The sequence below is a fragment of the Gordonia sp. DT101 genome (assembly GCF_049844895.1).
In the GTDB taxonomy this organism is placed as follows: Bacteria; Actinomycetota; Actinomycetes; order Mycobacteriales; family Mycobacteriaceae; genus Gordonia.
Map to the genome: position 1 here is coordinate 385,849 of NZ_JBNCLX010000003.1, position 22,175 is coordinate 408,023.

20 protein-coding genes are annotated in these 22,175 nt (G+C 65.9%); 16 read left to right on the forward strand and 4 right to left on the reverse strand.

The genetic code is table 11. The features are described from left to right. The first annotated feature begins 21 nt into the window (after window positions 1-21). The 11 genes from ACLQ3I_RS13125 to ACLQ3I_RS13175 are packed head-to-tail and all read left to right on the forward strand — an operon-like array spanning window position 22 to window position 11,647. Window positions 22-1,395, forward strand: coding sequence for an aromatic ring-hydroxylating oxygenase subunit alpha (locus tag ACLQ3I_RS13125; protein ID WP_425790431.1), 1,374 nt, complete (start codon window positions 22-24; stop codon window positions 1,393-1,395). A 50-nt stretch (window positions 1,396-1,445) separates the two neighbouring features. Then, a complete protein-coding gene (locus ACLQ3I_RS13130; RefSeq protein WP_425788536.1) occupies window positions 1,446-3,281 on the forward strand; it encodes a flavin-containing monooxygenase in 1,836 nt (611 codons plus the stop codon). Between the two features lie 39 nt (window positions 3,282-3,320). Then, the gene (locus ACLQ3I_RS13135; protein WP_425788538.1) at window positions 3,321-4,256 is read left to right on the forward strand and encodes an SDR family NAD(P)-dependent oxidoreductase; all 936 of its coding nucleotides are present in this window, start codon (window positions 3,321-3,323) and stop codon (window positions 4,254-4,256) included. After that, window positions 4,237-5,943: a thiamine pyrophosphate-binding protein gene (locus ACLQ3I_RS13140; protein WP_425802348.1), complete on the forward strand. Its 1,707-nt coding sequence runs from the start codon at window positions 4,237-4,239 to the stop codon at window positions 5,941-5,943. Before ACLQ3I_RS13135 ends, ACLQ3I_RS13140 begins: the two co-directional genes overlap by 20 nt. A gap of 36 nt (window positions 5,944-5,979) precedes the next feature. Continuing rightward, on the forward strand, window positions 5,980-7,419 hold the full coding sequence (locus tag ACLQ3I_RS13145) for an aldehyde dehydrogenase family protein (RefSeq protein WP_425802350.1): 1,440 nt from the start codon (window positions 5,980-5,982) through the stop codon (window positions 7,417-7,419). Window positions 7,420-7,445: 26 nt separating this feature from the next. Then, on the forward strand, window positions 7,446-7,967 hold the full coding sequence (locus ACLQ3I_RS13150) for a nuclear transport factor 2 family protein (RefSeq protein ID WP_425788543.1): 522 nt from the start codon (window positions 7,446-7,448) through the stop codon (window positions 7,965-7,967). 53 nt (window positions 7,968-8,020) lie between these two features. Then, window positions 8,021-8,854 (forward strand): SDR family NAD(P)-dependent oxidoreductase, encoded by an 834-nt coding sequence (locus tag ACLQ3I_RS13155; protein ID WP_425790433.1) that lies wholly within the window; start codon window positions 8,021-8,023, stop codon window positions 8,852-8,854. 35 nt (window positions 8,855-8,889) lie between these two features. Next, entirely contained in the window at window positions 8,890-9,450 is a 561-nt protein-coding gene (locus ACLQ3I_RS13160) for a nuclear transport factor 2 family protein (RefSeq protein WP_425788545.1), read from the forward strand. Between the two features lie 36 nt (window positions 9,451-9,486). Further along, window positions 9,487-10,320, forward strand: coding sequence for a TauD/TfdA dioxygenase family protein (locus ACLQ3I_RS13165; protein WP_425802353.1), 834 nt, complete (start codon window positions 9,487-9,489; stop codon window positions 10,318-10,320). Continuing rightward, on the forward strand, window positions 10,317-11,060 hold the full coding sequence (locus tag ACLQ3I_RS13170) for an SDR family NAD(P)-dependent oxidoreductase (protein ID WP_425788548.1): 744 nt from the start codon (window positions 10,317-10,319) through the stop codon (window positions 11,058-11,060). The genes ACLQ3I_RS13165 and ACLQ3I_RS13170 overlap by 4 nt, the downstream gene beginning before the upstream one ends. Further along, window positions 11,057-11,647 carry a carboxymuconolactone decarboxylase family protein gene (locus tag ACLQ3I_RS13175; RefSeq protein WP_425802355.1) on the forward strand — a complete coding sequence of 197 codons (591 nt, stop codon included), beginning with the start codon at window positions 11,057-11,059 and terminating at the stop codon, window positions 11,645-11,647. Before ACLQ3I_RS13170 ends, ACLQ3I_RS13175 begins: the two co-directional genes overlap by 4 nt. Window positions 11,648-11,665: 18 nt before the next feature. Here the strand turns inward: ACLQ3I_RS13175 and ACLQ3I_RS13180 are convergent, their stop codons facing one another. Genes ACLQ3I_RS13180 through ACLQ3I_RS13195 form a run of 4 tightly spaced genes read right to left on the reverse strand, consistent with a single transcriptional unit; the run spans window position 11,666 to window position 15,786 of the window. Next, on the reverse strand, window positions 11,666-12,427 hold the full coding sequence (locus ACLQ3I_RS13180) for an enoyl-CoA hydratase/isomerase family protein (RefSeq protein WP_425802357.1): 762 nt from the start codon (window positions 12,425-12,427) through the stop codon (window positions 11,666-11,668). A gap of 17 nt (window positions 12,428-12,444) precedes the next feature. Beyond that, the gene (locus tag ACLQ3I_RS13185) at window positions 12,445-13,716 is read right to left on the reverse strand and encodes an acetyl-CoA hydrolase/transferase family protein (RefSeq protein ID WP_425802359.1); all 1,272 of its coding nucleotides are present in this window, start codon (window positions 13,714-13,716) and stop codon (window positions 12,445-12,447) included. After that, a complete protein-coding gene (locus ACLQ3I_RS13190) occupies window positions 13,713-14,606 on the reverse strand; it encodes an HpcH/HpaI aldolase/citrate lyase family protein (RefSeq protein ID WP_425802361.1) in 894 nt (297 codons plus the stop codon). The genes ACLQ3I_RS13185 and ACLQ3I_RS13190 overlap by 4 nt, the downstream gene beginning before the upstream one ends. Continuing rightward, window positions 14,599-15,786, reverse strand: coding sequence for a CaiB/BaiF CoA transferase family protein (locus tag ACLQ3I_RS13195; RefSeq protein ID WP_425802823.1), 1,188 nt, complete (start codon window positions 15,784-15,786; stop codon window positions 14,599-14,601). The genes ACLQ3I_RS13190 and ACLQ3I_RS13195 overlap by 8 nt, the downstream gene beginning before the upstream one ends. Before the next feature lie 69 nt (window positions 15,787-15,855). Here ACLQ3I_RS13195 and ACLQ3I_RS13200 point away from each other — a divergent pair, with 69 nt between their 5' ends. From ACLQ3I_RS13200 to ACLQ3I_RS13220, 5 genes are all read left to right on the forward strand, one after another. Further along, window positions 15,856-17,358, forward strand: coding sequence for a class I adenylate-forming enzyme family protein (locus ACLQ3I_RS13200; RefSeq protein WP_425802363.1), 1,503 nt, complete (start codon window positions 15,856-15,858; stop codon window positions 17,356-17,358). Continuing rightward, window positions 17,355-18,131 (forward strand): SDR family NAD(P)-dependent oxidoreductase, encoded by a 777-nt coding sequence (locus ACLQ3I_RS13205; RefSeq protein ID WP_425788560.1) that lies wholly within the window; start codon window positions 17,355-17,357, stop codon window positions 18,129-18,131. Before ACLQ3I_RS13200 ends, ACLQ3I_RS13205 begins: the two co-directional genes overlap by 4 nt. Window positions 18,132-18,222: 91 nt before the next feature. After that, on the forward strand, window positions 18,223-19,212 hold the full coding sequence (locus ACLQ3I_RS13210) for an MDR family oxidoreductase (RefSeq protein ID WP_425802365.1): 990 nt from the start codon (window positions 18,223-18,225) through the stop codon (window positions 19,210-19,212). A 13-nt stretch (window positions 19,213-19,225) separates the two neighbouring features. Further along, complete coding sequence (locus ACLQ3I_RS13215) at window positions 19,226-20,425, forward strand: FAS1-like dehydratase domain-containing protein (RefSeq protein ID WP_425802367.1); 1,200 nt, start codon at window positions 19,226-19,228, stop codon at window positions 20,423-20,425. A 34-nt stretch (window positions 20,426-20,459) separates the two neighbouring features. Beyond that, the gene (locus ACLQ3I_RS13220; RefSeq protein WP_425802370.1) at window positions 20,460-22,157 is read left to right on the forward strand and encodes a class I adenylate-forming enzyme family protein; all 1,698 of its coding nucleotides are present in this window, start codon (window positions 20,460-20,462) and stop codon (window positions 22,155-22,157) included. The last annotated feature ends 18 nt before the right edge of the window (window positions 22,158-22,175 follow it).

Consider the following 22,175-nt stretch of genomic DNA (forward strand, 5'->3'; position numbering starts at 1 on the left):
GAGAATGTCATGACGGACACCATCGACAACATCCAGAAGATCGTCACCACGAGCGACGACGAGCCCCCCACCACACCGCTCGAGATCGGTGTGGGCGCGTACACGTCCAAGGAGTATCTGAAACTCGAGCAGGAAAAGCTCTGGACCAGAGTGTGGCAGCAGGTCGGCCGGGTCGAGGAGATCCCCGAGGTCGGCGACTTTCTCACCTACGAGATCATGGACGACTCGTTCATCATCGCGCGGTCGTCAAAGGACAAGATCAGCGCGTACCACAATGTGTGCTCTCACCGTGGGCGCCGACTCGTCGACACTCCGGACGGGAAGCGTGAGGCCAAGGGAAGCTGTCGCACCTTTGTGTGCGGATTCCACGGCTGGACCTACGATCTGGAGGGAAAGAACACCTGGGCGGCCGAGCGTGCAGACTGGCCCACCGGACTCACCGAGGAGAAGACCCGGCTCAAGAATGTCCAGGTCGATACCTGGGGCGGCTGGATCTGGATCAACATGGACCCGGACTGCGAGCCCCTGCGTGACTATCTGGAGCCGGCCGCGAGCCTGCTCGATCCGTTCCAGCTCGAGAACATGCGGTACCGGTGGCGCAAATGGCTTGTCTTCGACTGTAACTGGAAGATCGCACTGGAAGCGTTCATGGAGACCTACCACGTCCCCTACACACACCCCGAGTTCCGGGCCTACGGAACCTTTCTCGGGTGGTCCCGTGCGCAGGGCAAACACAGCAACATCGGCTACGATGCGCCGAAGGGCATGGAGGACAACCAGGCCAAGCTGCGAGTCGCCGATGGCCCCGATGCCCGCCTCTCGACCATCGATCTGCAGAACTTCACCTGGGAAAACGCCAACACCAACACAACTCGCACATTGGTCGACGCGGCCCAGCGACTGATCGACGAACTACCCGAGGGCACTCCACCCGGGGAGGTGCTGGCCCACTGGCTGGCCTCTGCCCGCAAGGACGATGAAGATCGCGGGGTGATCTGGCCGACCGTCGACCCGGCGACGGTCTCCAAGAGCGGGACCGCGTGGCAGATCTTCCCCAACTTCCAGATCGGACACGCGCTCAACAACATGCTCTGCTACAGCGCCCGGCCCTACGGTGACGACCCCGACAAGTGCTACTTCGAGGCAGCTGTCTTCGAGCTGTTCCCGAAAGACGAAGAACCCGAGACGGAGTGGGAGTACGCGCCGGTCGACGATCCAGGGTGGCGCACCGTCCTGCCGCAGGACTTCACGAACATGGCTGCGGTGCAGAAGGGCGTGAAGTCGCGAGGGTTCTCCGGCCCCAAGCCCAACCCCTACCGCGAGCGCAGCATCGTCAACCTGCACCACAACCTCGCGAAGTACGTCGGCACCGGCGAACCCACCGACCTCGCCTGACCCGAATTCTCCGCCCTCCCATCAGAGCAGTGCCGAAGCAAGGAATCACCATGCAGAACTGCGAACCCACGCAGACGCCCGACGTCGACATCGCCGCTCTCCACGAGAAGTATCTGCACGAGCGCGACAAGCGTCTCCGTTCCGATGGTCAGGCCCAGTATCTCGAGGCCGAGGACGACTTCGCCGAGTTCTACGAGGGTGATCCGCATCTGCCGGTGGTACCGCGTCAGCCGATCACCGACGACATCGACGTGGTGATCCTCGGGGGTGGCTTCTGCGGTCTCATCACCGCGCATCGGCTGCAACAGGCCGGCGTCTCAGACTTCAAGATCGTCGAGCTCGGTGGCGACTTCGGTGGTGTCTGGTACTGGAACCGCTACCCGGGCATCCAGATCGACTCGGATGCCTACTGTTACCTACCCCTGCTCGAAGAGACCGGCTTCATGCCGAAGGAGAAGTTCTCCAAAGGCGACGAGTGCTTCGATCACGCTCAGCGCATCGGGGAGCATTTCGGCCTGTATGACCACGCGCTGTTCCACACCCTGGTCCAGACGCTGGAGTGGGACGGTGAGATCAACCGGTGGCAGATCACGTCCAATCGCGGTGATGCGATCCGTGCCCGCTTCGTGATCATGTGCCAGGGCCCCTACAACCGGCCGAAGCTGCCCGGTATCCCGGGGATCAAGGACTTCAAGGGCCACACCTTCCACACCGCCCGCTGGGACTACGACTACACCGGTGGCGATCTCCACGGCGGCCTGGACAAGATCGGCGACAAACGCATCGCCGTCATCGGTACGGGGTCGAGCGGCGTGCAGGCGATCCCGCATCTCGCGCGGGGGGCCAAGCATCTCACCGTCTTCCAGCGCACGCCGTCCTACATCTTCGAACGGGCCAACTACCCCACCGACCCGGAATGGGTGCAGACCCTCGAGCCGGGGTGGCGGGCCGCGCGGCAGCACAACTTCCACAACGCGGCGTTCGCCTTCTACAACCCGGGTGAACCCGACCTGATCTGCGACGGCTGGACCGAGGTCGCCCGCAACATGGCCGCGAAGCTCAACGCGACCGAGAATTTCGAGGGCTGGGCCGCGTTGGCAGATCCGGCGAAGTTCATGGAGCTCAAGGAGATCGAGGACTATCGTGCGATGGAACGGCTCCGTCAGCGGGTCGAGCAGATCGTCGAGGATCCGGAGACAGCGGAGAAGCTGAAGCCCTACTACCGCAACATGTGCAAGCGTCCCGTGTTCAACGACGAGTACCTGCCGACGTTCAATCGTCCGAACGTGACTCTCGTCGACGTCTCGGAGACCAAGGGGGTCGAGCGCATCACGGAGAAGGGAGTCGTCGCGGGCGGTGTCGAGTACGAGGTCGATTGCATCGTGTTCGCCAGCGGCTTCGAGATCACCACTGCCCTGGACCGGCAGTTCGACATCAAGCCGTTTGCCGGCCGCGACGGGGTGTCACTATATGACCACTGGGGCAAGGGCTTTCGAACTCTGCACGGTGTGATGGCGCACGGATTCCCGAACCACTTCGCCACCGGATTCGTCCAGGGCGGTGTCACCGCATCCACCACGCTGATGTTCGAACAGCAAGCCGATCACATCTCCTATATCGTCGCCGAGGCTCTCGGACGCGGCGCCACGTATGTCGAACCCACCTCGGAGGCCGAGGAGGGCTGGGTGCAGACCATCCGCGAGTTCTCCGTGGACAACAGCACCTTCACCATGGAATGCACCCCCGGCTATTACAACGCCGAGGGTGAGCCGAACGGACGGTCGTTCCTGGGTGATCCGTTCTGGGGCGGTTTCTACGAGCTCAGTGATCGCCTGCAGGCGTGGCGCGACACGGGCGAACTGGAAGGCCTGGTGCTGGAGAAGTGACACGCGACGGTGAAAAGCCGTGTCGATACTGGGCATTCGATGTCTGAACTCCGATTCGACAACCGAGTCGCGGTGATCACCGGCGCCGGGCGCGGCCTGGGGCGGGCCTATGCCCTCCTGCTTGCATCGCGGGGCGCCAAGGTCGTCGTCAACGATCCCGGCAGCAGCATCAGCGGCGAGGACACCGATTCCGGGCCCGCAGCCGACGTGGTCCGGGAGATCCGGGACATGGGCGGCGAGGCGATCGCATGCACCGCGTCGGTGGCCACCGCGGAGGGCGGCCGCGCCATCATCGATTCGGCGGTGGAGGGTTTCGGCCGGATCGACATCCTCGTCCACAACGCCGGCAACAACCGTTATGCGTCGTTGTCGGAGATGACCTACGAGGATTTCGATGCCGTCCTCGATGTCCACCTCCGTGGTGCCTTCCATGTGGTGCGACCGGCCTTCCCATTGATGTGCGAAGCCGGATACGGCCGTGTGGTGCTGACATCGTCGATCGGCGGGATCTACGGCAACAAGAGCGTCGCCAACTACGGCGCGGCCAAGGCCGGGATCATCGGCCTCTCCAACGTCGCGGCGCTGGAGGGCCACGAACACGGGGTGTTGTCGAATGTCATCGTCCCGGCGGCCCTGACTCGGCTGGCGGAAGGACTCGACACCTCCGCGTACCCGCCGATGGGACCGGAGCTCACCGCACCCGCGGTGGGGTGGCTCGCCCACGAATCCTGTTCGATCACCGGCGAGATGCTGGTGTCGATAGCCGGGCGGGTGGCCCGCGCCTACATCGCCGAGACCGAGGGTGTGTACCAGTCCGAATGGTCCATCGACGACGTCGGTGAACGCATCGAGGAAATACGAGACGCCACCAATTCTTGGCTCCTGCCGGTAGTCCCGTCAGGCCATGTCGACCACATCACGAAGAGTTTCGCACTAGCGACGGAGGGAAGTACGCGTGTCAGTCAAGGTCTATGAACGAATTCTCGACCTCTTCGAGGCCGAGGGCATCAACACGATGTTCGGTATCCCCGACCCCAATTTCGTTCACCTCTTCCACACAGCCGAGGAGCGCGGATGGAATGTCGTCGCCCCGCACCACGAGGAAACCGCTGGTTTCATGGCCGAGGCGGTGTCCCGGATGACCGGCAAGGCCGCGGTCTGCGTCGGCACGCTGGGTCCGGGTATCGCGAACATGGCCGGTGCCGTCATGTGCGCCAAGGTCGAGAACTCACCCGTGATCTTCCTTGGCGGGCAGCGGGCCCGGATCACCGAGCAGCGCGTTCGCCGGGGTCGCATCCAGTTCGTCCAGCAGTCAGGGCTCATCGAGCCATCTGTGAAGTACAGCGCCAGCATCGAATACGCCGATCAGACCGACGAGATCATCCGCGAGGGTCTGCGCAAGGCGCTGTCGGGAACGCCGGGACCGGTCTACATCGAGTACCCCTCGCACGTGATCCAGGAAGAACTGGATGTGCCACCGGCGCTGCCTCCGAGTAGGTACCGCCTCGTCGGACAGACCGCCGGGCAGGACAAGGTCGACGAGGCCGCACGCCTGATCGGTGCGGCCAAGCAGCCCATCCTGCTCATCGGACACGGCGTCCACACGGCCCGTGCCGGCGCCTCCGTCAAGGAGCTCGCCGACCTGATGGCCTGTCCGGTCATCCAAACATCCGGCGGCACTTCCTTTATCGAAGGACTGGAGGACCGCACCTTTCCGTACGGCTTCTCGAAGGCGGCCGTCGAGGCGGTCGTCACATCCGACCTGTGCCTGGCCATCGGCACCGAACTCGGCGAGCCGGTGCACTTCGGCAAGGGCAGGCACTGGGTCGACGGCGAGGCGAAACGCAGCTGGCTGCTGATCGAGCAGGATCCCGCCGCGATCGGGGTCAATCGTCCCATCGACGTGCCGTTGATCGGAGATCTCCGTGCCGTGGTGCCCCAGATCGTCGAGGCCCTGAAGGATTCGCCACGCACGGCGACCCCGGAACTCGAGCGCTGGATCGCCGACGATGCGGCACAGTTGGCCGAGCTCGCCGAGACCGCCCCGTCGGGTGCGAGCCCGGTGCATCCCGCACGATTGATCGTCGAGGCCACGAAGGACTTCCCGGCCGACGGGATCATGGTGCGCGACGGCGGCGCGACGACCATCTTCGGATGGACCTACTCGCAGGCCAAACCGCATGACGTCATGTGGAATCAGAACTTCGGGCACCTCGGGACCGGTTTGCCGTATGCAGTCGGGGCCGGCGTGGCCGACGGTGGGAAGCGTCCGATGATGCTGATCACCGGTGACTCGTCGTTCCAGTTCCACATCTCCGAGTTGGAGACCGCGGCACGCCTGAACCTGCCGCTCGTCTGCGTCGTCGCCGTCGACTACGCGTGGGGACTCGAGGTGGGCGTCTACAAGCGCACCTACGGTCAGGGGTCCCGGGAGACCGGCGTCCACTGGAGCGAGGCCACCCGACTCGACAAGGTCGCCGAGGGATTCGGATGCTACGGCGAATACGTCGAGAAGGACGACGACATCGCACCGGCCATCAAGCGCGCGTTCGCGAGTGGCAAGCCGGGCGTCATCCACGTCGCGGTCGACCCGAAGGCGAACTCCGAGGAGATGCCGAGCTACGACGAGTTCCGCACGTGGTACGCCGAGGGCCAGCAGTAGCACTTCCCGTTGCACGAAAAGAGAATTGGGGCTGTCATGCGTGAGTATCGCAAGTTCTACATCGGTGGCCGATGGGTCGACTCCGCACAGTCGGCGACCTTCGACGTCATCAACCCCGCTACCGAGGAGGTCTGTGGCACGGTCGCGTCGGGTTCCGCGGCGGATGTCGACAAGGCGGTGGCCGCCGCCCGGCAGGCGTTCGGCGGCTGGTCGACGAGCACCGTCGAGGAGCGTGTCGAGCTGCTGCAGAACATCTCCGCCGAATACCAGAACCGCAGCGGCGACCTCGCCGCCGCACTGACCGAGGAGATGGGCGCGCCGACGGCACTCGCCAACGGTTTCCAGGTCGGCCTGGGTGCGGGTCACCTCGGCACCGCGATCGAGGCGCTGCAGAACTTCATGTTCGAGGAGCAGCGCGGCGAATCGCTGGTGGTCAAGGAACCGGTCGGCGTCTGTGCACTGATCACGCCGTGGAACTGGCCGATGAACCAGATCGCCGTGAAGGTCTTCCCCGCATTGGCGACCGGCTGCACGATGGTACTCAAGCCGTCGGAAAGATCTCCGTTCACCGGCCAGGTCTTTGCCGAGATCCTGGACGCCGCCGGAGTTCCGGCGGGTGTCTTCAACCTGGTCCAGGGCGACGGACCGAGCGTCGGGGTGCCGCTGTCGGGACATCCGGACGTCGACATGGTCTCCTTCACCGGTTCCACCCGCGCCGGCATCGACATCGCCAAGAACGCCGCGGCAGGCGTGAAGCGGGTCACCCAGGAACTCGGTGGTAAGGGGCCGAACATCGTTCTCGACGATGACGATTTCGCCGAGAATGTCTCGAAGGGCGTCGTCACCATGATGCTCAACTCGGGGCAGACCTGCAGTGCTCCCTCGCGGATGCTGGTGCCGAACGGTCGTATGGAAGATGCGATCGCCGCCGCCAAGGACGCCGCGCCCTCGGTCACCGTCGGGGATCCGTCCGGTGACTTCTCGATCGGACCGGTGGTGTCGGCATCGCAGTTCGAGAAGATCCAGGGCCTCATCCAGCAGGGCATCGACGACGGCGCGACCCTCGTGACCGGTGGTCCCGGACGCCCCGAGGGCCTCACGAAGGGCTTCTACGTTCAGCCGACGGTGTTCGCAGATGTCAAGAACGACATGGCTATCGCCCGTGAGGAGATCTTCGGCCCCGTGCTGACGATCCTCGGGTACGAGGACATCGACCATGCGATCGAGATCGCCAACGACACCGAGTACGGACTCGCGGCCTTCGTCGCCGGCGCCGACCTCGACAAGGCGCGATCGGTGGCTCGCCGCATCCGCGCCGGTTCGGTGGCCATCAACGATGCGTTCGACTTCTGTGCACCGTTCGGCGGCTACAAGAAGAGCGGCAACGGTCGCGAGTGGGGCGCGTTCGGCTTCGACGACTACCTGGAGATCAAGGGTATCCTCGGGTACCGCCCGGCACCGGACGTCAGCGAATGACATTCGGGCCGAGGGATGTTCAGGCGATGCTCGATCACGAGCAGATCCGCGCGTGTATCGCGGGGGTCGCCCGGGGTGAGGACCGGCGAGATGCCGAGCTGATCCGAGCATCCTTCTGGCCCGGTGCCACCACCGATTTCGGTATCTTCGCAGGCGATTTCGATGCCTACCTGGATTGGGTCGTGCCCGGGTCACCCGCGGTGGCGGTGACCCAGCATGTGCTCGGACAGAGCGTGATCGCCCTCGACGGTGCCACAGCGTTGGTCGAGACCCATGTCACGGCCTACCACCGGGTGGATTTCGGTGCCGAGGAGCACGACGTCGTCCTCGGTGGCCGCTACCTCGATCGACTGGAGGGACGGGACGGGGAATGGCGAATCGCGCAGCGCACCATGCTCTACGACTGGTCCCGCGACCTCGGGGTCGCGGCGGACTGGTCCCAGGGACTGATGGGCGAGCCGTTCCGGGGTGATCACTACACCGGCAAGGCCAACGGCGATCACAGCGAAGCCTTCTTCGGCAGCTCACGCGTCGCGGGACAGCGGTAGGGCCACCAATGACGTCATCGTCGGTGTCGAATTCGCTGTCGGGCAGGGTGGCTGTGGTGACCGGGGCCAGCCGCGGCATTGGCAAGGGCATCGCCCTGGCCCTCGCCGACGAGGGTGCGACTGTCTACGTCACCGGTCGGACCGTCACGCCGGACACCATTCCGCTCCCGGGCACCATCGGTGACACCGCGGCCATGTGCGATCGGCGCGGCGGCAAGGGCATCGCCGTCCAGGTCGACCACGGTGACGACGACGACGTCGCAGCCCTGTTCGACCGGATAGAGCGCGAGCAGGGTCGCCTCGACGTCCTCGTCAACAATGCCTTCTCCCTGCCCGACGACCTCACCGACCCGGATCCCTTCTGGCGCAAACCCCTCGCCAACTGGGAGATGGTGGACGTCGGAGTGCGGTCGAACTTCGTGTGCGCATGGCACGCGGCACGGATGATGGTTCCGCGGAGGTCGGGTCTCATCGTCGCGATCTCCGGCTATACCGGTGTGGCGTACACCTACGGCGTGATCTTCGGCACCGCAAAATCCGCCGTCGACCGGATGGCTCGGGACATGGCGATCGAACTGAAAGACCATGGCGTCGCCTCGATCTCGCTGTGGCAGGGACTGACGCTCACTGAACGCGCTCAACGCAACCTGGCCACCATCGACGGACTCGGGACGCAGGCCGCCACGCGCCCGGCACACGGCTGTTCACCCGAGTACCCCGGCCGGGTGATCGCGGCACTGGCCGCCGACTACGACGTCATGAGTCGTAGCGGCGGAACGTTCATCACCGCCGAACTCGCCCACGACTATGGCATCAAGGACATCGACGGACGGTCCATCCCGTCGCTGCGGGCCACCCGCGGCGAGCCGATCTGGGCCCCCGTCTGAGCAAGCCGCACCACCCGAACGGAGCTAACGAAACGATGAGTACGACGGTATCCGCGGAGTCGCTCACCCGACTCGACGAGCTGTTGGATCGCCAGGACATCATCGATGTCCTGACCCGGTTCAGCCGTGGGATGGACCGATTCGACCGCGATCTGTTCCTGTCGGCCTTCCATCCCGACGCGACCATCGCCGCGGGAGATTTCGTCGGAGGTCCGGTCGACCTCTATGAGTGGTCCATCCCCATGCATGAGCAAGGCCAGCTCGCCACGCACCACAATCTGTTGAACCACACCTGCGACCTCACCGGCGATGTCGCCCATACCGAGACGTACTACTTGTTCGTCGGCCGAAACCGCGACGACAGCAACTGGATCGCCGGCGGACGCTACATCGACCGGCTCGAGCGACGCGACGGGCACTGGAAGATCGCGTTGCGTACCAACGCGATCGAATGGTCGGGCATGGTTCCGACGATGGCCATCCCGTTTGCCGATGTCCCCGACATCAACGGCAACGGCGCCCCCACCCGCAGCACGGAAGACCCGTCATACACCCGTCCGCTGACCAACAGGCGCGAACCGAACATCCCCGGCTGACCACAGCACACACCCAGGACCGTAGGAGGACATACCATGAGCATCATCAACGCCGAGAGAATCTCGGAGAGCGTCGGCGCCAAGATTCTCGACGTCGATGCCGACCGACTGCGCACCGATCCCGACCTGCCGGACGCCGTCTCCGAGGCTTTGGAGAACTACGGCGTTCTGCTGTTCCCGGTACTCGACGCGGACAACGAAACCCTGGTGGAGTTCTGCCGGAAGCTGGGCACCCTGATCAACTTCTCCCATCTGCCTCCGGAGACCGACGAGGTGATGGAGATCAGCTTCGATCCGGCCAACCCCAACGCGGAATACTTCGCCAGCAACGAATACTGGCACATCGACGGCCTCCTCGACGAGGTCGCCCCGAAGTCCTCGATCCTGACGGCCCGGATCACCTCGGCCGAAGGCGGCGAGACCGAGTTCGCCAGCACCTACTTGGCCTACGATGCCTTGTCCGATGACGAGAAGGCGCGATTCGCCGACCTCAGGGTCGTTCATTCCTTCGAGGCCATCCAGCGACTCACCTACAAAAATCCCACCCCCGAACAGCTCACGGAGTGGGCGTCACGCACCGTGCGCGAGCATCCGCTGGTCTGGGAGCACGACTCCGGCCGAAAGTCGCTGGTGCTGGGGGCAACCGCGTCACACATCGCCGGTATGGACCTCGACGAGGGCAAGGCACTTCTCGCGGACCTGCAGGCCCGCACCACCGGGCCCGGCCGGGTCTGCAGCCACAGCTGGACCGAGGGCGACACCGTCTTCTGGGACAACACCGGACTGGTTCACCGAGTGTGCGCGTTCGACCACAGCAAGCCACGGACCATGCACCGATCGACCGTTGCCGGCCAGGAGAAGATCAAATGAGCGGGCGCACGGCCATTGTCACAGGTGGTGCGTCGGGGATCGGCGGTGCCATCAGTACCCGGCTGGCCGACGATGGCAACATGGTCGCGATCTTCGACATCAATCGGCAGGCGGCGGAGGATGCTGCCGCAGCGATCGAGGACGCCGGCGGCAAGGCCATCGGCCTCTCCGTCGACGTGACGAACCGGGCACAGATCGACGCCGGCGTCGATGAGGTGCGGAGCCGGCTGGGACGTCCGACCATCCTGATCAACAGCGCCGGTGGGACGTTCGCCGGCCCGTTCCTGGAGATCACCGCCGAGGCGTGGCAACGCTCACTGGATCTCAACCTCACCGGGACGTTCGACTGTTGTCAGGCAGTGATCCCGGACATGCTCGAGGAGGGCTGGGGCCGCGTCGTGAACATCTCGTCGTCGAGCGTGCACAGTGGCTCCCCCGGCCTCGGCGGATACGTCACGGCAAAATCCGGCGTCGTCGGTCTGACCAAGGTGCTGGCCCTGGAGTTCGGCCGCCGCGGGATCACCGTCAACACGGTACCGCCCGGTTTCATCGACACCCCCATGCTCCGCAAGACCGTGGACAGCGGCATGGTCGATGTCGACGCCCAGGTCGGCAAGACACCGGTGGGACGCATCGGACAACCCGAGGACGTCGCCGCGACGTGTGCGTTCCTGGTCAGCGAGGAGGCCGGCTACATCACCGGCCAGATCATCGGGGTCAACGGCGGGCGGAACACGTGACCGATCGGATACGCCCTGCGGCACAGGAAGAGTGGTCCCCGGAGATGCGGGACTTCGTGAACGGGTTCCGGTCGTCGGTCAAGAGTGCGGGTCCCGATGACGAACGGCAGGCGGGCGACAATCTGCTCGGCACCCTCGCCCGTTACCCCAATCTGGCGATGGCGTTCCTGTCCTTCAACAAACACCTGCTGGCCGGATCCGCATTGTCGGCGCGGCAACGCGAATTGCTCGTCCTGCGTGTTGCGCACCTGCGCCAGGCGGAATACGAGTGGGCCCAGCACGTGATCCTCGCCGATCGAGCCGGGGTCACCGCCGACGAGATCGAACGGGTGGGCGCGGGACCCGAGGCGCCGGGTTGGGCTCCGGTGGACCGGGCACTGGTGGCGTCGGTCGATCAACTGCTGGACGAGGGGACGATCCACGACGATACGTGGACTGCGCTCGCGCGCGACATGGATGAGCAGCAGCTCATGGATGTGGTGTTCACCGTCGGCTGCTACGCCATGCTGGCGATGGCGTTGCGGTCGTTCGGAATCCAGCCGGAACCCGGTCTCGTGCCGTTCCTGCCCCGAGATCACGCACGTTAGACGACAGGTGGGCGGTCTTCAGCGGCCCTGCCAGCGGGGGGTCCGTTTCGCGGCGAACGCGGCGGGCCCCTCCTGCGCGTCCTCGCTGCGGTAGCAGTTCTCCGACGCGGCTCGCGCTGCCTGCAATGCGGCCGATCGGCCCATCTCCGTCGCGAGCATGACGGTCTCACGCGCAGCGCGGACCGAGAGTGGCGCACCCACCAGTATCTCCCGTGCGAGTCCGACGGCCGAGTCCAACAGGTCATCCGGCTCGGCGACCCGGTTGACCAACCCGATCTCGTAGGCACGTTGCGCGCTGATGGGCTTACCGGTCAGGAGAATCTCCATCATGATCCGTTGCGGGATCATGTGGATCAGCGGCGACGCCCATGGGGAGCTCCGTCCGACCTTCACCTCGGTGACCGCGAACTTCGCCCTGCTGCTGGCCACACAGAGGTCGCACGCCTGCGCGATCATCCAGCCGCCCGCGAACGCGGCGCCGTTGACCGCCGCGATGGTCGGCTTGGTCAACTCCACCGTGTCGTAGGGCAGGGCGAACATGTCTCGAGGCGGAACCTGCATGCCGGTCGCGACCATCTCCTTGAGATCGCCTCCGGCGCAGAAGGTCTCCCCGGCCCCGGTGAGAACGGCAACACGTAGGTCGTCGGAGTTCTCGAATCGATCCCACGCCTGCGCCAGTCCGTCACGGACGTCCTCGGACAGACAGTTGCGGGTGTCGGGCCGGTTCAGCGTGATGATCGCGATCTCGTCGTCGACATCGAACAGGACGGCGTCGCTCATCTGGACGTGCCTCTCACCTAGAACCTTCGCTGCTGGATCGGATGGGCGGCCCGCGCCAGATCTTCCTGGAAGTCCGGGTGAGCGATGGCGATCAGGCGCCGGGTGCGTTCGGCGATACTCTGCCCGCGGAGTTCGGCCGCACCGAACTCGGTGACCACCACGTCCACCTCGCTGCGGGCCGTCGTCACCGGACCCGACAGCTGTGCGGTGATCCGGCTGACGGTTCCGCCCTTCGCGGTCGCCGGCAGCGCCATGATTGCGCGACCACCGGGCGACCGCGCACCTGCTCGGACGAAGTCGACCTGTCCGCCGGTACCACCGAGGTAGGCCGCCCCACTCTGCTCGGCATTCACCTGTCCGGTGAGGTCGACCTCCACGGCCGAGTTGATGGTCACCAGGTTGTCGAGCTGGGACATCACCCCGGCGTCGTGGGTGTACGACGTCGCGCACATCCTGATCTTCGGGTTCCGATGGGCGAACTCGTAGAGCCGAGTCGTCCCGATCAGGGCCCCGGTGATCGTCACTCCCCGATCGATCCGCTTGCGCGCGTTGGTGACTGCACCCGCCTCGACCAGATCGACCAGCCCGTCGCCGACCATCCCGGAGTGCACACCGAGGTCCCTGCGGTCGACGAGCAGCTGCAGCATCGCGTCGGGTACGGCCCCGACACCCATCTGGATGACCGACCCGTCCCCGATGTAGGCGGCCGAGTACGCGGCGATCGCGCGATCGGTCTCGCTGATCGTCGCCGGATTCACCTGGACCGGCGGGCGCGAGACGTGGAGCGCGTGATCGATCTGCGACGCCGGTAGCAGTTCGCCGAGCGTGTAGGGCACCTGGTCGTTGACCTCCGCGACCACGACGCGGGCCCTGGCGACGGCAGCACCGACGTAATCGCTGATCAGACCGAAGCTGTGGTCTCCGTTGGCATCTGCCGGACTCACCTGGACGAATGCGGCATCACATCGCAGATGCCCCGCGGTGATCATCGGGGCGACCTGGCTGACGTGACACGGGATGACGTCCAAGGCGTGGGCCTTGCTCATCGACCGCAGGGCACCGATGGCCCCCATGCTCGACAGCGAGACGGCCGCGGCCGAGTCCGGGGTCAGCGTGCCGGAGAAGCTCGTCGCGACGAAGGCCGAGAGGTCACCGATGTCGCGGCCCGCAGCGACCAGCCCTTCGAGCAGGGTGGTCGGCTCACCGCACGCCTGGCCGATGACGATGCTGTCCCCCGGCCGCAGAACGCCTGCCAGATCGAGGTTCCGGGGGTGCGTCACGACCGTCATGAACGCCGCCCTGCCGCGAGTAGGGCCTCGGCGCGGGCCAGATGCGGACGATCCAGCATCGCGCCCCGATACCCGATCGCCCCTATCCCGGGATTCGACGCGAACAGGTCGACGATTTCCTGTGCGGCCTCGAGCTCACCTGCCGAGGGCGAGAAGGCCTCGTTGATCACCTCGACCTGCGCTGGATGAATGGCCAGCATCCCGCGATAGCCGTCGCGGCGGATCTGCTCGGCCCGCGCCCGCAGGCCGTCGAGGTCACGGAAGTCGCCCTGGATGGTCTCGATGGGCGCCACCCCGGCAGCCGCTGCGCCGAGCAGGCAGAGACTTCTCGCGAGCTGGTAGGTGAAAGCGTAGGCGCCGTCGAGGTTCCGGTTCTCGCTTGCGCCGACGGCATCCGCGAGATCCTCTGCGCCCCAGGTCATCGCGATCACACGCGGCGCCCCCTGATAGTCGCCGGTGGTGAACATCGCCTCAGCGGTCTCGGTGACCAGGACGATGACCTTGGTCGATCCGAGTTCGATGTCGGACGCCACTTCCAGCGCGGACAGATAGTGATCGAGGAGCTCGACGTCATGGCGTCCGCGCGCCTTCGGCAACATGATCCCACCGGGCCGGGTAGGCATGACCGCCGCCAGATCGGCCAACGTGTGTGGCCCGTCGAGCGGGTTGACCCGCACCCAGAGGCGGCGGCGCTGCGGTTCGGGGATGTCCGAGAGAAATCCGGCGATCAATCTTCGGGAGACGGCCTTCTCGTCCTCGGCGACAGCATCTTCCAGATCGAAGATCACCACGTCGGCCGGGCCGGCGGTCGCCTTGGCCATCTTTTTCTCACTGTCACCCGGGGCGAACAGCCACGAGCGAACCCTCACCTCACCATCGATGTCAGGCATCGTCGTCCCCTCGCACGCCAGAGCGGAGCCGTATCTCCTCGAGCACCTCCTCGGTGTCGGCACCGAGGCGTGGAGCCGGACCCGCCACTTTTCCCGGGGTACGTGAGAACCACGCCGGGGACCCGGGGAAACGCACTCTCCCATTGGGGGTTTCCACATCCTCGAAGAATCCGACCGCATTCAGGTGATCGTTGTCGAAGAGGTCGTCGAGACTGTTCACGGGCGCTGCGGGGATGTCGAGTGAGCGGAGCAGGTCCAGCCATTCCTGCGTGGTCCGCTCGGCGAAGGTCTCCCCCAGCAGGGCGTAGACGGTGTCGATCCGAGCGGCGCGCTGCGCCAGGGTCGCGAAGTGATCGCCGGCCCACGGCGGGTTGACGGCATCGATGAACACCGACCACTGTTTGTCGTTGTAGACCAACGCGGAAATGTGGCCATCCTTGGTCCGGTAGGGCTTTCGATTCGGGGCGACCGCCCGTGGATAGGCCGCCGGTCCGAGAGGCGGATCGAACATGGCACCGTTCGCATGCTCCACGAGCATGAACGACGCCATCGTCTCGAACATGCTGACCTCGACCTCTTGGCCCTCGCCGGTCCGCTCGCGGTGGAAGAGTGCCATCATCGTCGCGTACAGCGCGGTCATGCCCGCCACCTTGTCGGCCATGATGGTGCCCACGTAGCCGACCTCCCCGGTGAGCTGTTGCTGGACGAAGGGCAGACCGCACTCGGCCTGAATCGTGTCGTCGTAGGCGGTGCGATCCGCGTCGGGGCCACGGCGGCCGTATCCGTAGCAGTTGGTGTAGACGATCGACGAATTGATCGCGACGACCTCGTCGTAGCCGAAGCCGAGCCGATTGATCGCCGCCCCCCGCATCGAGTGGATGAACACATCGGCGTCCGCGATCAGTTCGCGCAGTGCGGCTTTGCCGTCCGCTGAACGGAGATCGATTACTGCGCTGCGCTTTCCGCGGTTCACATTCACGAAGACCCCGGCCATCGCCGGCTCCGGACCCACCGAGATGTAGCGGGTGTTGTCGCCCGCGGGTGGCTCGATCTTCACCACGTCCGCACCCATGTCTGCCATGATCTGCGTGCAGTAGGGGCCCATGACCATGGCCGTCAGATCGACCACCCGCACCCCAGACAGCGGACCGGTGTGCGTCACCCGCCGACCGTCCCCCATATGTTCGCCAGCCATCACGGACAAAAACTATCAGATCAATGTTTACAAGGATAGTGGTATTAGTAGCGGGTGGAGAACTTCAAGACGATCGGCACCGTGCTGGACCCCACGCTCTCGTCCCATCCGGGGTCCCCTGCCATCGAGGCGGTGTCCGGGGTGTGGTCGTACGCCGAGCTCGATCAGCAGGCCCACCGCGCCGCGGGTGCGCTCTGGTCGCTCGGGGTACGGCCCGGAGACCGTGTCGCCGCATGTCTGCCCAATGATCTCGACATCGTCGCCGCCTTCCATGGCACCCAGCGGATCGGCGCGATCTGGGCCGGCATCGGGGAGGCGCTGTCCGAAGAGGAACAGGACGACGTCCGCGCGCTCTGTGAGCCGTCGGTGATCCTGGCGGGCGAGAGATGTCGCCTGACCTCCTCCGGGGTCGTCGACGCCGCGCGATGGTCCGAGCTGCTGGACCGGGACGAGATGGCCCCGCCGGTCGACATCGACATCGACGCACCGGCCGGTATCGCGTTCACGAGCGGAACGTCGGGACGACCCAAGGCGGTGGTACACAGCCAGCGCAATCTGTTGCTCCCCGGTGCGGCGCTCCGGGCCGGTCGCGGTTTCGACCGGACGCTGCGCAAGGGCGACAGTTTTCCGCTCACGATCCTCAACCTGATGGTGCTGTCCACGCTGCTCACCGCCCAGTGCGGCGGATGCGCCGTGGTGATGAACCGCCGGGACGTCGACGGTGTCGCCGAGTGGATCACCACCCGCGGGGTCACCGTCTGGAACGGCGCCCCTGCACAGGTCTACGACCTCGCCCGCCGTCCGCACATCGATCTGGGCTCGCTCGAGGAGGTGTGGAGCGGCGGCAGCGACACCTCCGACGACCTGCGCGCGGACTTCGCCGCCGCCCACGGCATCGTGCCCCGCTCGACCTACGGCCTCACCGAGGCGCCCGCGGTGGTGTCGATCGATCCGGTGGGTGAGGAGTGGCGCGCCGGAGCGAGTGGGCAGGTGCTCGACCACTACGACGTCGCCGCCTACGACGACGACGGCCGGCGGCTACCTGCCGGCGAGCTCGGTGAACTGAAGGTCGCCGGCCGCACGGACGGTCCGTGGGCGCACGCCTGGCGGCCGATGCTGGGGTACTGGGAGAACGACGGTCTGCGTCCCGCCGAAACCGGACCGGTGCCGACCGGTGACATCGGAACCGTCGACGACGACGGCTGGCTGACGGTGCTGGACCGCAAGAAGCTGGTCATCATCAGGGGCGGCGCCAACGTCTACCCCCTCGAGGTGGAGCGCGTCATCGGCTCCGACCCGGACGTCAGCCGGGTCGCCGTGTACCCGGTGCCCGACCAACGTCTCGGACAACGGGTGGCCGCCGTGGTCGAGAGCACCGGAGACACGCGGGTCGACTTCGACTCCCTGGCTCAGCGCTGCCGAAAAGCCCTGTCCCCCTACAAGGTCCCGGAGATCTGGTCCCAGATCGACGCGCTACCGGTCAACGCGATGGGTAAGGTACAACGGACCGGCCTCATCGACCTCGTCGAGAGATCCACGAGCAGGAGCACCACGTGACACCGCCCGATCACCACACCGCCGAGATGTTCGATCTCGATGGCCGGGTGGCGATCGTGACGGGGGCGTCGTCGGGCCTCGGCACGGCCGTGGCGCAGGCGCTTGCCTCGGCCGGGGCACGCGTCGCGGTGGTCGCCCGCCGTCGCGAACGATTGACCGAGATCGCCGAACGTATCGACGGCGTGCCCATCGCCTGCGACCTGTCCGATCTCGATCGGGTGGGCGACATCGTGCCACAGGTCGCCGAGGCCCTCGGGCCGCCGGAGATCGTGGTCAACGCCGCGGGCAGCATGTTCACCGAGGAACGGGCCGAGTCCGAGCCCGTCGACGCCATCCGGCAGACCATGGGGCTGAACCTGATGGCACCGTTCCTGCTGGCGCAGAACGTCTTCCCGCATATGCGGGCCGTCGGCCGCGGCTCGATCGTCAACATCTCCTCGATCAGCGGACGGGTCGGCATCCCCGGCATCCCCCAGGCGTCTTACGCGGCGAGCAAGGCGGGCCTGTCCGGACTGACCGCGGAACTGGCCGTCCAGTGGGCGCGGCACTCGATCCGGGTCAACACGGTGGCACCGGGCTTCTTCCGCAGCGAGATCACCAGCCCGCTGTACGAGAGCGAACGAGCTGCCGAGTACCTGAGACGCAACACCCCGCTGCCCATGCAGGGCTCCGCCGCCGACATCGTCGGAGCCGTGGTCTGGCTGGCCGGTGATGCGGCAGCATATGTGACGGGACAGACGATCGTCGTCGACGGCGGCTGGACCGCACGCTGACCGAACGGTCAACCAGTCAAGTATTGCTATCCTTATGAGGATTGACGTAACGTCGGCCTCAACGACTTTTCTCCCTTGGGAAGGAACGGCTTTGCAGAAGTTTTCGGCTGTTGTCATCGAGAAGGGCGAGTCCGGCCAGTCGGTCTCGGTCAAGGACCTGGAGGCATCCGACCTCCCCCAAGGTGATGTCGAGATCGAGGTGGACTGCTCCTCGCTGAACTTCAAGGACGCGCTCGCCATCACCGGCAGCTCCCCCATCGTCCGGACATTTCCGATGGTGCCCGGCATCGACCTCGCGGGCACCGTCGCCGAGAGTTCGCATCCGGACTGGTCCGCGGGCGATCGGGTGGTGCTGAACGGTTGGGGTGTCGGAGAGTCTCATTGGGGCGGCTTCGCCCAGCGTGCCCGACTCAAGGGTGACTGGCTGATCCCGCTGCCGTCGGAGTTCACGTCACGCCAGGCGATGGCCATCGGCACCGCCGGCTACACCGCGAGCCTCTGCGTCGAGGCATTGCTCGACGGCGGCGTGCGGCCCGATCAGGGTGAGGTGCTCGTCACCGGTGCGACCGGCGGCGTGGGCAGCGTCGCGATCGCGTTGCTGACCAAGGCCGGATTCTCGGTTGCCGCATCCACCGGGAAGACCTCCGAGTCCGCCTACCTCGAACAGTTGGGCGCCACCACGATCGTCGATCGCGCCGAACTCGCGGAGAAGGGCAAGCCCATGCAGAAGGAGCGCTGGGCCGGCGTGGTCGATTCCGTCGGCAGCCACACCCTTGCCAACGCCTGCGCGCAGACCCGGTACGGCGGAGCAGTCGCAGCGTGCGGCCTCGCGCAGGGCATGGACTTCCCGGCGTCGGTGGCACCGTTCATCCTGCGCGGCGTGTCCCTGCTGGGCATCGACAGTGTGATGGCACCCAAGCAGCGCCGGATCACCGCCTGGAATCGGCTGGCGCGTGACCTCGATCCCGATGCGCTGGAATCGATCGCGCGCGACGTGTCGCTCGCGGATTCGGTCGCGGCGGCGGGACAACTCATGGACGGCGCGATTCGCGGCCGAATCGTCGTCGACGTCAATCGATAGATCGGGGAACACGTTGAGCAGCACGACCGAATCGAAGACCGAGGCCACCGAGCTCGATCTGTCCGACGTCGACCATCGGGTCGGCAAGCCGATCGGCGGTGGGCAGCTGTGGGATCCGTGCAGCACGTCCGACATCCGCCGGTGGGCCATGGCGATGGACAACCCGAACCCGATCCACTGGAACGAGGAGTTCGCTCGGGAGTCCCGGTACGGCGGCCTCATCGCACCCCAATCCATCGCGGTGGCACTGGATTACGGCCACGGGGCGGCACCCGCCTGTGTCGGGCACATCCCCAACAGTCATCTGATCTTCGGCGGCGAGGAGTGGTGGTTCTACGGCACGCCCGTACGGCCCGGCGACAAGCTGTTCCAGGAACGTCGCTTTCACGACTACAAGATCGCGGACACCAAGTTCGCGGGACCCACGATGTTCTCCCGCGGCGACACCACCCACACCAACCAGCACGGCGCCCTGGTGGCACGGGAACGCTCGACGGCGATCCGTTACCTCACCGCCGAGGCCACCAAGCGCGGCATGTACGACAACCAGGTCGGCGTGATCAAGAAGTGGTCAAACGACGAACTGATCGAACTCGAGGCGCTGCGACGCGAGTGGCTGCTGTCGAATCGTCTGGGGGTGTCGCCGCGGTTCGACGAGGTGAAGGTCGGCGACACGCTGCCCCGCCGGGTGATCGGGCCGCACAGCATCGCATCGTTCACCACCGAGTACCGGGCGTTCCTGTTCAACATCTGGGGAACGTTCGAATGGGTTGCGCCCGAAGGGATCGACGACCCGTGGGTCTACCAGGATCCGGGCTGGGGCGAAGGCTTCGGATTCGATGAAGAGGACGCCAAGATCGATCCGCGCAAGCGTGACGGGCTCTATGTCGGCCCATCCCGGGGCCACATCGACGCCGAGAAGGCGGGCGAGGTGGGCATGGCGCGCGCTTATGGGTACGGCGCGACGATGGGCGCGTGGTGCACCGACTTCCTCGCAAATTGGGCAGGTTACGACGGCATGGTCCGGCACACCAAGGCGGATTTCCGGGCTCCGGCCTTCGAGGGCGATGTGACCTACTTCGACGCCGAGGTCATCGACAAGCAGCCCGAGTCCGAATGGGGCGTCCCGCTCGTCCAGATCAAGTTGAAGCTCACCAACCAGGACGGCGCCGGCCTGGTGTCGTGTACCGCCGAGGTCGAACTGCCGCGCTGAGGCGGTATCACCTGTCATCCAAGCGAGGTCAGCCATGAGCACCCCGTCCACCGGCGCTGCACCGTCGGTCGCCACCGGTCCCCCACTCGATGACGAACCCGGCCTCGGAACCCTCACGCTGCCAGGCTTTCTCCGCGAGGTGACCGAGAAGTTCGGTGACCGGGAGGCCCTGGTCATGCGGACTGCGCAGGGTGCGGTCCGCTGGTCCTACACGGACCTGTGGGAGCGGTCGATCGAGGTGGCACGCGCACTCCGCGCCCGAGGCGTGGGCAAGGACAGTCGCGTCGGGGTGTTGATGACCAACCGCGCCGAATGGCTCTCCGCCGTCTTCGGAACCTCGCTGGCCGGCGGTGTCGCGGTCACGCTCAGCACCTTCTCGACTCCGGCCGAACTGGATCATCTGCTCAAGGTGTCCGGTGTCTCGGTGCTGTTGTTCGAGCGCAGGATCGGGAAATCCGATCTCGCCGAGGTCCTCACCGAGCTGGAACCACAGCTCGCGACCGCGACACCGGGGACGTTGCGATCGACGACGTATCCGTTCCTGACCTACCTGGCGACCGTCGGCGATGTCACCGGACACGTCGGAATCGACGACTGGGAGTCCTTCCTGGCGCTCGGGAGCAGCGAGCCGCGCGAACTGATCGAGTCGACCGCGGCGACCACTCGGCCCAGCGACACCGCGGTCCTGTTCTTCTCGTCGGGTTCGACGAGCCGGCCCAAAGGCATCGTCAGCGCGCACCGTGGGGTCACGATCCAGATGTGGCGATTCCGCCGCATGTACGGACTCACACCCGACGACAACGTGCGGTGTTGGTCGGCCAACGGCTTCTTCTGGTCCGGGAACTTCGGGATGGCCCTCGGTTCCACACTGGCCAGTGGCGGGTCACTCGTCCTGCAGTCGATGTTCGACGCTTCCGGGGCGCTGGATCTGATGGATTCCGAGAAGGTGAACTTCCCGTTGGCCTGGCCCCACCAGTGGGCCGCACTCGAGGCGGCCCCGAATTGGGAATCGGTCGATCTGAGCAGCTTGCGGTTCGTCGACCGCAACACCGCCCTCGCGCGGCATGCCACCGTGTCGACGGACTACACCGAGCCCGGACATGCGTACGGGAACACCGAGACCTTCACCATCACAACGTGCTTCGCGGCGAACACGCCGGATGAGGTGATCGGCGGCAGCAGCGGTGAGCCGCTGCCGGGGAACACCGTCAAGATCATCGACGCGATGCGCGGCGACACGGTCCCGGTCGGTGAACGTGGCGAGATCTGTGTCAAGGGACCGACTCTCATGCTCGGCTACCTGGGCACGCCGCTGGCCGAGACCCTGGACGACGAAGGCTTCTTCCACACCGGTGACGGCGGATACCTCGACGACTCGGGCCGGCTGTTCTGGGAAGGGCGCCTCACCGACATCATCAAGACCGGCGGCGCCAACGTGTCCCCGCTGGAGGTCGACGAGGTGCTGGTCGCGCATCCGGGCGTGAAGGTCACTCGCACCGTTGGCGTTCCGCACGACACCCTCGGCGAGGTGGTGGTGGCGTGCATCGTGCCCCACGCGGACGCCGAGCTCGAGTCCGAGGGTATCCGCAGCTATCTGCGCGAGCAGCTTGCGAGCTACAAGGTCCCGCGCCATGTGTTGTTCTTCGGCGACGACGAGATCCGCCTGACCGGCAGCGCCAAGATCAAGACGAGCGACCTCCGGGACCTCGCGACCAGACGCCTGTCGACCTGAAGCGGTGGCCCCGCAGCG